Origin of the sequence: Pseudomonas protegens, assembly GCF_013407925.2 — a bacterium.
Classification (GTDB): Bacteria; Pseudomonadota; Gammaproteobacteria; order Pseudomonadales; family Pseudomonadaceae; genus Aquipseudomonas; species Aquipseudomonas fluorescens_AP.
This window is the reverse complement of record NZ_CP060201.1, coordinates 1,290,617-1,305,667: the sequence shown is the minus strand read 5'-3', so window position 1 is coordinate 1,305,667 and position 15,051 is coordinate 1,290,617. Positions and strand designations below refer to the sequence as shown.

The following is a 15,051-nucleotide window of genomic DNA, read 5'->3' as shown; positions in this document are numbered from 1 at the left end:
GCTGAATCAGCCGGTTTCGCGGTGCCAGCTGCACCGTTTGATCGGAAAAGTGCCGACTTTCGCCGAGCTGAATCGTTTTACTCTCAGGTATCGAAGTCATAGGGCGTTTTGATATCACGTTTTTGTCTTACGCAAATTTCCGCCAGCCCGATACCGTCTAAGAGCACCCTGCTGCAAGCTCTTGCAGCGCTCTAGGAAGGAGCCAAAGGAATGAGTCTCAGAAGTCTCAACATTGCCCCCCGCGCCAGCCTGGGTTTTGGCTTGCTGGCGCTGATGGTGTTTGTCCTCGGCGCATTTGCCCTGATGCAGATGGCCAACATGCGCCAGCAGTCCGATGAAGTGGAAAGCAACTGGTTGCCCAGCGTCATGTCGGTGGGCGACATGAGCCAGGACTTGCTGCGGCTTCGCGCCTTGACCCTGCGCCTGCTGATCAATCGCGACCCTCAGGCCCTGGCCCAGAACGAAGCCAAGATCAATGACATCAAGAGTGGCCTGGGCGCTGCCCAGGGGCGCTATGAGTCGCTGATCGTGCTGCCCCAGGAGCGGGTCCTGTTCGATCGCTTCAAGGACGTGGAGAAGCAATACCTGCAGCGTCAGGCCCAGGTCATGGCCTTCTCCAGCCAGAACCAGCTGGAGGAGGCGGTCAAGGTGGTCAACGGTGAAATGAACCAGTTGGCCGATGAAATGGCCGCGACACTGCATGACCTGATCGAGTTGAACAAGCAAAGTGCGACCCAGGCCACGGATCTGGCCCAGGCTGTCTTCAGCAAGTCGCGAGTCTGGGTGGTGGGGATGATCGTGGTGGCGGCACTGGTGACCATCGGCCTGGCCTTGTTGTTGACCCGCAGCATCGTCCTGCCGCTGGCGCAGTCCTTGCGCGTCGCCGAGGTGGTGGCCGGCGGCGACCTGACCGGGGAGATCACCGTGATCGGCAAGGACGAGCCGGCGCGCCTGTTGCTGGCGCTCAAGGCCATGCAGCACAGCTTGCGCGAAACCATCCGGCGCATTTCCGACTCCTCCAGCCAGCTTGCCTCGGCTTCCGAGGAGCTCAGTTGCGTCACCGAGGACGCCACTCGCGGCTTGCACCAGCAGAGCCAGGAGATCGAACAGGCGGCCACGGCGGTGAATCAGATGACTGCCGCGGTGGAGGAGGTGGCGAGCAACGCGGTGGCCACTTCCGAAGCGTCCCGGGAGTCGGATCGGATCGCCCAGCACGGGCGCGAACAAGTGCATCAGACCGTGCTGTCCATCGAGTCGCTGGCCGAGGATGTGACCGCCAATGCCAGTCAGGTGGAGCAGCTGGCGCAGAAGGTCTACGGCATCAGCAAGGTGCTGGAGGTGATTCGCTCCATCGCCGAGCAGACCAACCTGCTGGCCCTGAACGCGGCCATCGAGGCGGCGCGGGCAGGAGATGCCGGGCGCGGCTTCGCTGTGGTGGCCGATGAAGTGCGAGCCCTGGCCCACCGGACCCAGCAATCGACCCAGGAAATCGAGCAGATGATCGGCGGTATCCAGCAGGGCACCGATCAGGCGGTCAGCTCCATGCAGCAAAGCAATAGTCGCGCTCATTCGACCCTGGAAGTGGCCAAGGCGGCGGGGCAGGCACTGGAGGAAATCGCTTCGGCCTTCACCCTGATCAACGAGCGCAACATCGTGATCGCCAGTGCCTCGGAGCAACAGGCCGCGGTGGCGCGGGAAGTGGACCGCAACCTGATGAACATCCGCAACCTGGCGTTGCAGACCTCGGCGGGGGCCAATCAGACCAGCGCCGCCAGCCAGGAGTTGTCACGGCTGGCGGTGGACCTGAACAGCATGGTGGCGCGCTTCTCGGTGTGAGGCTGTTTCGCCGGCAATCCGTTTCATGCAGGAGGCGCAGGAGTCGGCTTGCCGGCGAACGCCAGGCGAAAAAAAGCCCCGAACCGGTCGGGGCTTTTTCATTCAGCGAAGCGGCGAGGCTTACTTGCCCTGCCAGCGCTTCAGTACCAGGGTGGCGTTGGTGCCACCGAAGCCGAAGCTGTTGCTCATCACGGTGTTGATGGTGGCGTCTTCGCGAGTCTTGGTCAGGATCGGCATGTCGGCCACTTCCGGGTCCAGCTCGTCGATGTTGGCCGAACCGGCCATGAAGTTGCCTTCCATCATCAGCATGCAGTAGATCGCTTCGTGAACGCCGGCGGCGCCCAGGGAGTGACCCGACAGGCTCTTGGTGGAGCTGATGGCCGGAGCCTTGTCGCCGAACACTTCACGCACGCCTTTCATTTCCGCGACGTCGCCGACCGGGGTCGAGGTGCCGTGGGTGTTCAGGTAGTCGATCGGGGTGTCGACGGTGGACATGGCCATCTGCATGCAGCGGATCGCGCCTTCGCCGCTTGGAGCCACCATGTCGTAGCCGTCGGAAGTGGCGCCGTAGCCGACGATTTCCGCGTAGATCTTGGCACCACGGGCCAGAGCGTGTTCCAGCTCCTCGACCACCACCATGCCGCCACCGCCGGCGATGACGAAACCGTCACGCTTGGCGTCGTAGGCGCGGGAGGCTTTTTCCGGGGTTTCGTTGTACTGGGTGGACAGGGCGCCCATGGCGTCGAACAGGAACGACTGGGTCCAATGCTCTTCTTCACCGCCGCCGGCGAAGACGATGTCCTGTTTGCCCATCTGGATCTGTTCCATGGCGGTGCCGATGCAGTGGGCACTGGTGGCGCAGGCAGAAGCGATGGAGTAGTTCAGGCCCTTGATCTTGAACGGTGTGGCCAGGCAGGCGGAAACGGTGCTGCTCATGGTCCGCGTGACGCGGTATGGGCCAACGCGCTTGACGCCTTTCTCGCGCAGGATGTCCAGCGCTTCCATCTGGTTCAGGGTCGAAGCGCCACCGGAGCCGGCGATCAGGCCGGTACGCGGGTTGGACACTTGTTCTTCGCTCAGGCCGGAATCGGCGATGGCGTCTTTCATGGCCAGGTAGGCATAAGCCGCCGCGTGGCCGACGAAGCGATAGATCTTGCGATCGATCAGTTCTTCGAGGTTCAGGTCAATGGAGCCGGAAACCTGGCTACGCAGACCCATTTCGGCATATTCCGGGTTGAAGCGGATGCCAGGGCGACTTGCACGCAGGTTAGCGGAGACGGTCTCTTTGTCATTGCCCAGGCACGAAACAATGCCAAGACCAGTGATAACGACGCGGCGCATGCGGATAACCCTTAGAAGTTGTCAGTGGAGGTAAACACGCCGACCCGGAGGCCTTCGGCGGTATAGATTTCGCGGCCGTCAACGCTGACCGAGCCATCGGCGATGGCCATGTTCAGCTTGCCCTTGAGCACGCGCTTGATATGAATGTTGTAGGTGACCTTTTTTGCCGTCGGCAGAACCTGGCCGAAGAACTTCACTTCTCCCGAACCCAGGGCGCGACCGCGGCCCGGCAGGCCTTGCCAGCCAAGGAAGAAACCGACCAGCTGCCACATGGCATCCAGGCCCAGGCAGCCCGGCATCACCGGATCGCCTTCGAAGTGGCAAGCGAAGAACCACAGGTCTGGAGTGATATCCAGCTCAGCGACCAATTCACCTTTACCGTACTTGCCACCCTCTTCGCTGATATGGGTGATGCGATCCACCATCAGCATGTTGGGGGCGGGCAGTTGCGCGTTACCTGGGCCGAACAGCTCACCGCGACTGCAGCGCAGCAGGTCTTCCCGAGTAAAGGCGTTTTGTTTGGTCATGCGAGCTCCTCAATAGTCCCGTGCGGCAGGGTTGGGCAATCTTCCCGGCCGATCGAAGCGTTCATGCCTCGAGCCGGCAGCCTACTCATAGACTATTGCGTTGTAGTGAAAGTCACAGCGCCAAGGGTATGAAAGTACACTTGTTCACTGAAATTTTTTTTGAGGGCCTTTTCAGGGCCCCGTCGGGTGCCTAAGACTGCCGCACTTTCGCCCGTCACGCCAGTCGCACCTGTTGGAAAATAGCCTCTTACTGCACCCAACGTTGGAGAATTTGCTGCAGATCAGCGCGCTTGAACGGCTTGGCCAGGTAGTCGTTCATGCCCGCTGCCAGGCAGGCTTCGCGGTCGCCCTGCAAGGCGTTGGCGGTCAGGGCGATGATCGGCAGATCGGCGCAGCCGGGCAATTGGCGGATCTGCCGGGTGGCTTCATAACCATCGACCAGCGGCAGTCGGCAATCCATCAGAATCGCTTCGAAAATCAGGCTCTCGGCGCTGCGCACCGCCTGGGCGCCGTCGGTGACGACGCTCACGGTGAAGCCCAGGCTGCGCAGCATGGCCTGGATCACGGTCTGGTTCACCGGGTTGTCTTCCACCAGCAGCACATTGCGCCCTTCGCCCGGGTGAGCGGCGGTGCTGACTCGCGGCGCCAGCACCGGCAAGCTTTGCTGGAACAGTGCCAGGGGGATCTCCAGGGTGAACACCGAGCCGCGGCCTTCCTCGCTCTGGGCCCGCAGGGTGCCGCCCATGCGCTCGGCCAGGGTGCGGGCAATGGGCAGGCCCAGGCCGGTGCCGCCGTACCGCCGGGAGATGCTGCTGTCGGCCTGCTGGAAGGCATCGAACATCAGCTCCAGGCTGGCGGGGCTGATGCCGATTCCGCTGTCGCGTACCGCACAGGTGAACCACAGCAGCTCGTGATCCAGAGCCTGCCACTGCGCTTCGATGACGACGCTGCCTTGTTCGGTGAACTTCAGGGCGTTGCCGATCAGGTTCACCAGAATCTGCCGGATCCGCGTCGGGTCGCCCTTGACCTGCAGCGACTCCATGCCCGGCGGCAGGCGCAGTTGCAGGTCCAGGCCGCGCTGCAGGGCGCTGTGCTGGAAGGCCTGGGCCGAGCTGCTGATCAGTTCGGCGAGGTTGAATGGAATGTGTTCCAGCTCCAGGGCCGAGCGTTCGATGCGGGAGAAATCGAGGATGTCGTTGATCACCTTCAGCAGGTGTTCGGTGGATTCCGAGGCCAGGGCCGCGTACTCGCTCTGCTCCTGGGTCATCTCGGTGGTTTCCAGCAGCTGCAGCATGCCCAGCACGCCGTTCATCGGGGTGCGCAGTTCGTGGCTCATCATCGCCAGGAAATCCGATTTCGCCTTGTTCGCCCGTTCCGCTTCTTCCCGGGTCTGGATCAGTTGTGACATGGCCTGTTGCTGCTCGCGGCTGGCCAGTTCCAGGCCGGCGGCGAGGTTGTTGATGTGGCGTGCCAGATTGCCCAGCTCGCCGTCGTCGACAATCGGCAGCGGCGCCTTGAAGTCGCCTTCCTGGATCGCCTTGACCGCGTGACCCATGGCGCTGATGGGTTGCGCCAGGCCGGCAGCCAGGCGCCGGGCCAGGAGGAAGGTGAAGAGCAGGGCGAACAGGGCGAGGATCGCGGCCTTGAGGAGAATTTCCTGCTGGCGCTGGCTGAAGGCGTCGTTGGACATGCCGACAATGACCCGGCCCAGATACCCGTCGCCCTGGGGGCCCAGGTTGGTCGGGTCATTTTCCAGGAAGTCGTTGTGCACCTGGATCCGCTGCAAGCGCACCGGCGCCTGGAACACCTTGATCTGTTGCGCCTGTTTATGGCTGGCCGATGCTTGCTCGACATACACCAGGATGTTGTTGGCGCTGTCCTGCACCTCCAGGAACTGCACGTGGGGCGTGGCCAGGGTGGCCTGCAATAGGCTTTCCAGGCCTTCGTTGTTGCCGGAGATCACGCCGTACTCGGTGGCCGGCGCCAGTTGGTTGGCAATCAGCTGGCCGGTGTGGTTCAGCTCCTGGCGCAGGTCCTGAATGCGCACGAAGGTAAAGAAGCTGATCAGCAACAGGGTCAGGAGCAAGGCCGGGCCGAGGCTGATGAGCTGCGTGCGGGTGTGGATGTCCCATCGGCGACGCAATTTCATGGGCGTTGCTCTCCTTCACTCAGTTGGCGCGCGACGGCTTGTGGGTCGATTTCCTCGATGCCCAGTGAGCGTGCCACCTGTGGATTGCTCAGTACTTTGAAGTCCGCCGGGTACAGCGCCCGGGGCCAGCGGTTCGGCGCCTGTTCCAGCAGGCTGTCCAGGGTCTTGAGCCAGTCTTGCTGGTCGCTGTAGGTGCTGGCCAGGCTCCCGGCCCTGACGAAGCCGGCATTGGGGCCGATCAGCGCGCGTTGCTGGGCGTAGCTGCTGAGCAGCAGGTTCTTCACGGTTTTCGGGTTGTACAGCTTGGGGTCATCCAGGCCCAGCAGCACGTCGCTGTTGCGCAACAGGTTTTGCAATGGGCGGCTGTCATGGGTGCTGTCCCAGGGTTCGGCGACGATCTCCAGGCCCAGGGATTGCGCGGCGCCACGCAGCTCGTTGAGCAGGAACTGGCTGTCCTCGCTGTAGAGCACGCCAACCCGGCGCGCCTGGGGCAAGACCTTGCGGATCAGGCGCAACTGACGACTTGGCGGCGGATCGCTCCAGAGCAGGCTGAGCCCGGGGGGATGCGTGCCCTGCAGGCGCTGCTGGGCTTGCAGGCGGCTGATGCGCAGGACCAGGGTGGCCGGGCCCCGGGGATCTTGCAGGCGCCAGTCGAGGCTTTGCGGGTCCAGCAGAATCAGGCGCGTGGCGCTGGGCAGTTGGCCCGGCGCCGGCAGTTGCTCCAGCGCAACGAAGCGCACCTGGTCCTGGGGGCGCTGGGCGGCCAGTTCGGCGGTGAAGGTGCGTACCGCCGGGTTGTCCTCGCTGGCGGTCAGCAAGACGTCGGCGGCGCGCAGCGGCGTGCACAGCAGTAGGCTCAGCAGGAACAGGCCCCAGCCGAGTCGGCGACGCATGCCCAAGGCCCCCGAGGGCCGCTGCCGGGCCACGCTAGAACTCCAGCTCGGCGCTGAAATAGACCACGTGCCGCGAGTCGTAGCGGTTGTCGGCGAAGGTGCTGGGCTGGTGGTCGAGTCGTTGCTGCAGCGTGCCCGCCAGTTCCAGGTTGGCCTTGCCCAGGGCCAGGTGCTTGGCGAGGCGGGTGTCGATCCGTTCGAAGCGGTAGCCGTTGAGGGCGCTGTCGCCATAGTAGAAGAGCGCGCTGGACCAGCCCTGGCCCCATTGGCGCAGCCAGCCGGCGGAGCCGCTGTTGCTGGCGGTCAGGCGCTGGTCCAGGCGGTTGCTGGCTTGGGCGTGGACATAGGCGTAGGTCAGGCGCAGGCGGTCGGCGCGGCTCAATTGCCAGTCCAGCTGGCTTTCGCTGCCGGAGAAGCGTGATGAATTGCTGTTGCTGGCGATGTATTGGTTGTTGCGCAGCGGCTCGCTGATCATGCCGCTGATCTCGTCGTAGAACAGCTTGATGTCGAGGTTCAGGGCCTGGTCGACGAAGTAGCCGTTGTAGCCCAGTTCGCGGGAGCGCATGTGTTCCTGGTCGAGGTTGCCCGGGCCGCGGGTCCTGACGAAGTACTGGGCGCTGCTCTGGCCGTAGACCGGGCTGCTCAGGCCGGTGACCCGGTAGCTCCAGTTGACGTTGTTCTCGAACATGTCCGGGGAGCGGATGGCTTCCGAATACACCGCCCGCAGCCCGTGGCGCGGGTTGATCAGGTAGTTGACGGCGATCCGTGGCGTCAGCGAGTTGCCGGTCAGCTGGGTGTCTTCGTACATAGCCCCGCCCTGGATCAGCCAGTGTTCGCTGGCTCGCCATTCCAGCTGGCCGAACAGGCGCCAGGTGGTGTCGTCGAGGGTGCCGTTGAAATAGGTTTCGGAGTCGGCCCGGTCGTAACGATAGTTCATGCCGCTGACCAGCCGCAGGTTATCGCTGAGGCTCAGGGTGTCCTGCAGTTCCAGGTCGTAGCGGGTTTCGCGGGTGCTCTGGTCGATGTTGCCGCAGACGGTTTGCTTGCCGCCGGCGTTCCATTGGGTGAGGACCTGCTGGGCTATGGCCTGCTCGGCGGAAGATCCCGGGGGAGGGGCACCGGCATCGCTGAAACCTTTAATGCCGCGCGCCAGGCGCTCGGCGTAATTCGGGTTGATTTGCCACAGTCGGGTCAGTTCGGGGCTGAAGGAAATCGCCGCGTCGCAGGCACGCCAGGTCTGCTGGCGATCCCAGTGTTGGGCCGAGCCCTGGATATAAAGGCTGTGCTGCGCATTGAGCTCCAGGTTCCAGCGCAGTGACCCGGCGTAGTCCTTGGCGATTACATCGGAGTCTTTGCCTTGTTGGGTCACGCCGTAGAACACCGGCTTATAGGTATAAGGCCGCTGGTTGGTGCCTTCCTTGGCATTCAACTGCCAATCGATGCTCTGTTGTTCGTTGAGCAACTGGCTGACCGACAGGCTAAAGCGGTTCAAGCGCTTGCTGTCGCGGTAATCGGCGCCCAGGCGATCCTTGTCGAAGCCGTCATCTTCCTGCCCCGACAGCGACAGGCGCAGGTCGCCGGTTTCCCAGCCGGTGCCCTGGCTGGCGTACCAGTCGCTGATGCCGCGCTGGCCCCGGGTCACCTTGAACCGGGTGCCGTGGCTGTTGGCCGGTGCGCGGGTGATGATGTTGACCACCGCCATCAGCGCGTTGGCGCCGTAGCTGACGGTGTTGGGGCCGCGAAACACCTCGATGCGTTCGATGTCCTCCATGGCCACCGGAATGTCGCTCCAGTCCACCGTGGCCAGGCCCGCGCGATACACCGAGCGTCCGTCGATCAGCACCTGCATGCGCCGGGCTTCGCTGGCGTTGGTGCCGTGGTAGTTGACCGTGGCCTGGTTGCCGCTGATGGCGCCGACCATCATCCCGGGCACCAGGCGCAGCAGCTCGCTGATGTCCCGGGCGCCGCTGGCCCTGATCAGTTCGTTGTCGAGCACGGTCATGCTGCCCGGCACGGCGGCGGGGGATTGTTTCAGGCGTGTGGCGGTCAACACCTCGGGCAGTGCGCTGCCGTCGAGAAACAGATCGTCGGCCAGCACCGGGAGGCCGATGAGCATGCCCAGCAGCAGTGACAGACGCAGAGGTGAGGGGCCCACGGACACGGCATAGCCTTGAATCTTGAAAGATGGCGCGCATGTTAACCGAGATAGTCGAGTTTTCCAGTCGATAAGCCCGACATTCCCCGAATGACTGCGCGTGTTCCCGACAGGTTGCTTGAATGGCCGGTGGGGCTGGTGGTGACAAAAGCGCCCCGTATAATGCCGCCATCGCCACTGCTATGGATAAACGGATTGCATATGACACAACAGCGCCCTATTGCGGTCCTGGGAGGCGGAAGTTTTGGTACCGCCGTGGCTAATCTGCTGGCCGAAAACGGTCACCCGGTGCGGCAATGGATGCGCGATCCCGAGCAGGCCGAGGCCATTCGGGTCAATCGCGAGAATCCGCGCTATCTCAAGGGCATCAAGATTCATCCGGCGGTGGAGCCGATCACCGACCTGCTGGCCACCCTGAATGACTGTGACCTGTGCTTCGTCGCCTTGCCTTCCAGCGCCCTGCGCTCGGTGCTGGCGCCCCACGCGCAGCTGCTGAGCGGCAAGCTGCTGGTCAGCCTGACCAAGGGCATCGAGGCCCAGACCTTCAAGCTGATGAGCGAGATCCTCGAGGACATTGCCCCGGCGGCGCGCATTGGCGTGCTTTCGGGCCCCAACCTGGCCCGGGAAGTGGCCGAGCATGCGCTGACCGCCACCGTGGTCGCCAGTGAAGACGAAGAGCTGTGCCAGCGGGTCCAGGCGGCGTTGCACGGGCGCACGTTCCGCGTCTATGCCAGTGCCGACCGCTTTGGCGTCGAGCTGGGCGGGGCGCTGAAGAACGTCTACGCGATCATCGCCGGCATGGCGGTGGCCCTGGGCATGGGGGAAAACACCAAGAGCATGCTGATTACCCGTGCCTTGGCGGAGATGACCCGTTTTGCCGTCAGCCAGGGCGCCAATCCCATGACCTTCCTCGGCCTGGCCGGGGTCGGCGACCTGATCGTCACCTGTTCCTCGCCCAAGAGCCGCAACTACCAGGTGGGCTTTGCCCTGGGGCAGGGCCTGAGTCTGGAGGACGCGGTGACCCGTCTGGGCGAGGTGGCGGAGGGCGTCAACACCCTCAAGGTGCTCAAGGCCAAGGCCCAGGAACTGGGGGTCTATATGCCGCTGGTAGCCGGCCTGCATGCGATTCTGTTCGAAGGGCGGACGCTGAATCAGGTGATCGAGCTCTTGATGCGTGGCGAGCCGAAAACCGACGTCGACTTTATCTCCACCAGCGGATTCAACTGAGTAGCACAGGAGCCAGACATGAACGATACGAATTCCGAAGCCAAATACGAATCCATCCTCCTGCGCGTGCTGTGGATGCTGGTGTTCGTGATGGTGTGGCAGGTGGCGCAGTTTCTCCTGGGCGCCCTGGTCCTGGTGCAGTTGATCTACCGCTTGATCTACGGTGCACCGAATGCCGGGCTGATGAACTTTGGCGACAGCCTGAGCCAGTTCCTGGCGCAGATCGGTCGGTTCGGCAGCTTCCACTCCGAGCAGAAACCCTGGCCGTTCGCCGATTGGCCAACGCCTCGGGCGCCAGAAGGCGAAGCGCCCCACAGCGTGCCGCCAGCGCCGCACCCGGTGCGTGACGAGGAGCCCAAGCTGTGAAGCTGTGGGTGTTGCGTCATGGCCAGGCCGAGTCCCATGCGGCCAGCGATGACCAGCGCAACCTTACGGCCCACGGTCGCCAGGAAGTGCTGGGCAGCGCCGCGCAGCTGATTGGCCAGCCCATCAGCGTGATCATCGCCAGCCCTTATGTGCGGGCCCAGCAAACGGCGCAACTGGTGCGTCAGGCCCTGGGTTTTGAAGGCGAGATCCGCACCGTGCCCTGGTTGACGCCGGAGGCCAACCCGTTGCAGGTGCTGGAGCATCTGGACAGTGCGGACAACCTGTTGCTGGTCAGTCACCAACCCTTGGTCGGCAACCTGATCGGCCTGCTGCAGCATGGTCATCTGCGTGATCCCCAGCCCATGAATACCGCCAGCCTGGCGGAGCTGGAAGGCGACTGGCCGCTGGCGGGGCTGATGACCCTAAAGAGCCTCAAGCACCCCTAGAGCGCCTCGGCGGCCAGGCGGTTCCTGGCCGCCGCAGGTTCATCGGGGTGACCGACATCCGGTTGTGCGGCGCTACATTTCTTAACTTGCAGCCCTCCTTTGTGCGTGGAATAGTCGGCCGAGCAAGTGCTTGGTTGGTGTCGCGAACAGAATAAAAACAAAGGAGCGAGTCATGGCTGCTGCTTTTCGTTTGCCGCTGCAAGTGTTCTACGAGCGTGAAGCTCGTCATCCCCAGCAACTTTTCCTGGTTCAGCCCAGCGCCGGAGGGCAGGTGCAGGAGCTGAGCTGGTCCGATGTCGGCCAGCAGGCCCGTCGCGCCGCCCAATGGCTGCGCGAGCGCCAGTTGCCTCCCGGCAGTCATATCGCAATCATCGGCAAGAATTCCGCGCACTGGATCATCAGCGACCTGGCGATCTGGATGGCCGGGCATGTGTCGGTGCCGCTGTATCCCAACCTCACAGCCGATTCGGTGGCCCAGGTACTGGAGCATTCCGAGTCGGCCCTGGTGTTCATCGGCAAGCTCGATGACTGGCCGGGCATGGCTCCGGGGATCAGGCCCGGCTTGCCCACCGTGCGCCTGCCGCTGGCCCCCGAAGGCACTTTCGACTGCACCTGGGACGATCTGCAAGGCTGTCAGCCGTTGGCTGATAGCCCGAGTCCGCCGGCCGATCAGTTGGCCACCATCATCTACACCTCCGGCACCACGGGCCTGCCCAAGGGGGTGATGCACAGCTTCGGCAATCTGGGTTTTGCCGCCACTCACGGGACACAACTCTTCGGCCTGGGCCCGGGGGATCGGCTGCTGTCCTATCTGCCGCTGTGTCATGTGGCCGAGCGCATGTTTGTCGAGATGGCGGCGATCTATACCGGGCAGACCGTGTTCTTCGCCGAGAGCCTGGATACCTTCCTGGCTGACCTGCGGCGGGCCCGGCCCACGGCGTTGTTCGGCGTGCCGCGAATCTGGACCAAGTTCCAGATGGGGGTCTACAGCAAGGTGCCGGCCAGGCGCCTGGACTTTCTCTTGAGCCTGCCGCTGATCGGCAAGCGCGTCGGTCACAAGGTGCTTGCCGGGCTTGGGCTGGACGCGTTGCGCGTGGCCTTGTCGGGGGCGGCGCCGGTGCCCCAGGCGCTGTTGCACTGGTATCGCCGGCTGGGCCTGGACGTACTGGAGGTCTACGGCATGACCGAGAGTTGCGGCTATTCCCATATCGGGCGCTCCGGGGAGCAGGTGCCGGGCTGGATCGGCCGGCCCTGTCCCGGGGTAGAAGTGCGTATCGATGAGACGGGGGAGGTCCAGGTGCGCAGCGGGGCGACCATGCAGGGCTACTACAAGGACCCGCAGAAAACCGCCGAGACCATCACCGAGGACGGTTTTCTGCGCACCGGCGACAAGGGCGAACAGGACGGGGCCGGCAACCTGCGCCTGACCGGCCGGCTCAAGGAAATCTTCAAGACCAGCAAGGGCAAGTACGTGGCCCCGGCACCCATCGAAAATCGCCTGGCGGTGCATGCCCATATCGAGCAGGTGTGTGTGGTGGGAGACGGCCTGAGCGCTCCTCTGGGGTTGTGCGTGCTGTCGGCGGCGGGCTGGCAGGCCGCCGCGGGCAGTGCCCGGGAAGGTTTGCACAGCAGCCTGGAAAGCCTGCTGGCCCAGGTCAATGGTAACCTGGACAAGCACGAGCGCCTGCACCGGCTAGTGGTCGTCAAGGACAACTGGGCGGTGGAGAACGGCTTTCTGACCCCGACCCTGAAGATCAAGCGCAATGTGATCGAGGCCACCTATGGCGCCAGTTTTCAGAGCTGGAGCGAGCGCAGCGAAGCCGTGCTGTGGCAGGATTGATCGACAAAAAACCACCCAGAAGGGAAGCAGCGATGAGCCTATGGCGTACCACTCCGAACATCGAGCAATTGAACGCGGCACAGAAGAACACCATCGGCGAAGTGCTGGATATTCGCTTCGAGTCATTTGATGAGCAGTCGCTGACCGCAAGCATGGTCATCGACCATCGCACTCACCAGCCCTACGGGTTGCTGCATGGCGGAGCCTCGGTGGTGCTGGCGGAAACCGTCGGCTCCATGGCCAGCTACCTGTGTATCGATGCCAGCAAGTTCTATTGCGTGGGCCTGGAGATCAATGCCAACCACCTGCGGGGCTTGCGCAGCGGCCGGGTGACGGCGGTGGCCAGGGCCATTCATATCGGGCGCACCACCCATGTCTGGGATATCCGCTTGAGCAGCGACGAAGGCAAGGCCAGCTGTATTTCGCGTCTGACCATGGCCGTGGTGCCTCTGGGGCAAACGCCGCCGGCACAATGAGTTAGCGCGCCATAGGCTGAGCCTGGGTGTCAGTATTCCTGTCCGTTACGGTCATTGCCCTGGTGCAAGGGCCTGCGGACAATCGGTGTTGGTTTGATGGATGGATAGGTCGGTATGTCGCAACAGGTGTTTTTCGCTCACGCCAATGGGTTTCCCTCCGGCACCTACGGCAAGCTGTTTGCCGCCCTGGCGCCGGAGTTCGAGGTGGCTCATTTGCAGCAGCACGCCCATGATCCGCGCTTTCCGGTGGACGATAACTGGCGCAGCCTGGTGGATGAATTGATTCACCACCTGCAGCAGCAGGCGCAGCCGGTGTGGGGCGTCGGGCATTCCCTGGGGGGCGTGCTGCACCTGCACGCCGCCCTGCGTTGTCCGCAGTTGTATCGGGGCGTGGTCATGCTCGATTCGCCGGTGCTGACCCGGGCCGACCAATGGGTGATCCGTGCGGCCAAGCGTTTTGGCTTCATCGACCGCCTGACTCCGGCCGGGCGGACCCTGGGTCGTCGCGAGGAGTTTGCCGATCTCGAATCGGCGCGCAGCTACTTCGCGCGCAAGAGCCTGTTCCGCGCCTTCGACCCGGATTGCCTGGATGCCTACCTGCAGCACGGCCTGCAACCGGTGGGCGACAGGTTGCGCCTGCGCTTCGACCCGGCGACCGAGATCAGCATCTATCGCGGCGTACCGCACACCAGCCCCGGCAGTGCTCGCCAGCTCCAGGTGCCCCTGGCCGTGGTGCGTGGCCAGCAGAGCCGGGTGGTGATGCGGCATCACACCAGTGCCGTGGGGCGCATGCCTCTGGGCGAGTCCCTGACCATGCCCGGCGGCCACATGTTTCCCCTTGAGCGGCCCGAAGCCACCGCCACCCTGCTCAAGGAACTCTTCACCCGCTGGGAACAGCGCCGGAGCTGTGCATGAGCCAGGTCGTCGAGGAAGTGCGCCTGAACCTGCCCCACATTGAGCTGGCGGCCCATCTGTTCGGGCCCGAGGACGGCGTGCCGGTCATCGCCCTGCATGGCTGGCTGGACAACGCCAACAGCTTCGCCCGGCTGGCGCCCAAGCTCAAAGGCCTGCGCATCGTGGCCCTGGACATGGCCGGCCACGGGCATTCCGGGCACCGTCCGCCGGGCGCGGGTTATGCCCTGTGGGATTACGTCTACGACGTGCTGCAGGTGGCGGAACAGCTGGGCTGGAAGCGCTTTGCCCTGATGGGCCACTCGTTGGGGGCAATCGTGTCCCTGGTGCTGACGGCGGCGCTGCCGGAGCGTGTCAGCCATCTGGCCCTGATCGACGGCGTGATTCCGCCGACCGCCAGCGCCGCAGGTGCCGCCGAACGGCTGGGCATGGCCTTGCAGGCGCAGCTGGACTTGCAGGACAAGCGCAAGCCGGTCTACAGCACGCTGGAACGGGCCATCGAAGCGCGCATGAAGGGGCTGGTGGCGGTCAGTCGCGAAGCCGCCGAGCTGCTGGCTGTGCGTGGGCTGATGCCGGTGCCCGGTGGCTATACCTGGCGCAGCGACAGTCGCCTGACCCTGCCGTCGCCGCTGCGTCTGACCGAGGAGCAGGCCATGTCCTTCGTCGAGCGGGTCAGTTGCCCGACGCAGCTGGTGGTGGCTGCCGACGGCATGCTGGCCCGGCACGAGTCGCTGCTGCAGCGTCTACCCTTTAGCCGGGAACAGCTGCCGGGCGGCCACCATCTGCACCTCAACGACGAGGCCGGTGCAAGCTCTGTCGCAGACTGTTTCAATCGGTTTTTCGCCGTTCCTTGACTTGACGGGGTCAACTGTCGAGGCTGGGC

At 63.9% G+C, this 15,051-nt stretch carries 13 protein-coding genes and 1 pseudogene; 9 read left to right on the top strand and 5 right to left on the bottom strand.

Annotation, left to right across the window (positions count from 1 at the left end; genetic code table 11):
* Nucleotides 1–210: 210 nt before the first annotated feature.
* Nucleotides 211–933, top strand: a pseudogene (locus GGI48_RS31420) (MCP four helix bundle domain-containing protein); the annotation flags it as partial.
* Between the two features lie 39 nt (nucleotides 934–972).
* Nucleotides 973–1,836 carry a methyl-accepting chemotaxis protein gene (locus tag GGI48_RS31415; protein ID WP_375136255.1) on the top strand — a complete coding sequence of 288 codons (864 nt, stop codon included), beginning with the start codon at nucleotides 973–975 and terminating at the stop codon, nucleotides 1,834–1,836.
* 120 nt (nucleotides 1,837–1,956) lie between these two features.
* Here the strand turns inward: GGI48_RS31415 and fabB are convergent, their stop codons facing one another.
* The 5 genes from fabB to GGI48_RS06080 form a co-directional block, all read right to left on the bottom strand.
* A complete protein-coding gene (gene fabB, locus GGI48_RS06100) occupies nucleotides 1,957–3,177 on the bottom strand; it encodes a beta-ketoacyl-ACP synthase I (protein WP_016963486.1) in 1,221 nt (406 codons plus the stop codon).
* 11 nt (nucleotides 3,178–3,188) lie between these two features.
* Nucleotides 3,189–3,704: a 3-hydroxyacyl-[acyl-carrier-protein] dehydratase FabA gene (fabA, locus tag GGI48_RS06095; protein WP_011060067.1), complete on the bottom strand. Its 516-nt coding sequence runs from the start codon at nucleotides 3,702–3,704 to the stop codon at nucleotides 3,189–3,191.
* A 247-nt stretch (nucleotides 3,705–3,951) separates the two neighbouring features.
* On the bottom strand, nucleotides 3,952–5,853 hold the full coding sequence (locus tag GGI48_RS06090) for an ATP-binding protein (protein ID WP_047302759.1): 1,902 nt from the start codon (nucleotides 5,851–5,853) through the stop codon (nucleotides 3,952–3,954).
* Nucleotides 5,850–6,746: an ABC transporter substrate-binding protein gene (locus GGI48_RS06085; RefSeq protein ID WP_181956941.1), complete on the bottom strand. Its 897-nt coding sequence runs from the start codon at nucleotides 6,744–6,746 to the stop codon at nucleotides 5,850–5,852. Before GGI48_RS06085 ends, GGI48_RS06090 begins: the two co-directional genes overlap by 4 nt.
* Nucleotides 6,747–6,780: 34 nt before the next feature.
* Nucleotides 6,781–8,907 (bottom strand): TonB-dependent receptor plug domain-containing protein, encoded by a 2,127-nt coding sequence (locus tag GGI48_RS06080; protein ID WP_179597485.1) that lies wholly within the window; start codon nucleotides 8,905–8,907, stop codon nucleotides 6,781–6,783.
* A 195-nt stretch (nucleotides 8,908–9,102) separates the two neighbouring features.
* Between GGI48_RS06080 and GGI48_RS06075 the strand changes: the two genes are divergently transcribed.
* The 7 genes from GGI48_RS06075 (at nucleotide 9,103) to GGI48_RS06045 (ending at nucleotide 15,022) form a co-directional block, all read left to right on the top strand.
* Nucleotides 9,103–10,128 carry an NAD(P)H-dependent glycerol-3-phosphate dehydrogenase gene (locus GGI48_RS06075; protein WP_179597483.1) on the top strand — a complete coding sequence of 342 codons (1,026 nt, stop codon included), beginning with the start codon at nucleotides 9,103–9,105 and terminating at the stop codon, nucleotides 10,126–10,128.
* A gap of 18 nt (nucleotides 10,129–10,146) precedes the next feature.
* Nucleotides 10,147–10,494, top strand: a complete 348-nt coding sequence (locus GGI48_RS06070) for a DUF4389 domain-containing protein (protein WP_016965783.1) — start codon at nucleotides 10,147–10,149, stop codon at nucleotides 10,492–10,494.
* Nucleotides 10,491–10,940: a phosphohistidine phosphatase SixA gene (gene sixA / locus GGI48_RS06065; RefSeq protein WP_179597481.1), complete on the top strand. Its 450-nt coding sequence runs from the start codon at nucleotides 10,491–10,493 to the stop codon at nucleotides 10,938–10,940. The genes GGI48_RS06070 and sixA overlap by 4 nt, the downstream gene beginning before the upstream one ends.
* A 172-nt stretch (nucleotides 10,941–11,112) precedes the next feature.
* On the top strand, nucleotides 11,113–12,780 hold the full coding sequence (locus GGI48_RS06060) for an AMP-binding protein (RefSeq protein WP_179597479.1): 1,668 nt from the start codon (nucleotides 11,113–11,115) through the stop codon (nucleotides 12,778–12,780).
* 32 nt (nucleotides 12,781–12,812) lie between these two features.
* Complete coding sequence (locus tag GGI48_RS06055) at nucleotides 12,813–13,256, top strand: hotdog fold thioesterase (protein WP_047302765.1); 444 nt, start codon at nucleotides 12,813–12,815, stop codon at nucleotides 13,254–13,256.
* 114 nt (nucleotides 13,257–13,370) lie between these two features.
* On the top strand, nucleotides 13,371–14,171 hold the full coding sequence (locus tag GGI48_RS06050; RefSeq protein ID WP_016965161.1) for an alpha/beta fold hydrolase: 801 nt from the start codon (nucleotides 13,371–13,373) through the stop codon (nucleotides 14,169–14,171).
* Nucleotides 14,168–15,022 (top strand): alpha/beta hydrolase, encoded by an 855-nt coding sequence (locus tag GGI48_RS06045; RefSeq protein ID WP_047302767.1) that lies wholly within the window; start codon nucleotides 14,168–14,170, stop codon nucleotides 15,020–15,022. Before GGI48_RS06050 ends, GGI48_RS06045 begins: the two co-directional genes overlap by 4 nt.
* The last annotated feature ends 29 nt before the right edge of the window (nucleotides 15,023–15,051 follow it).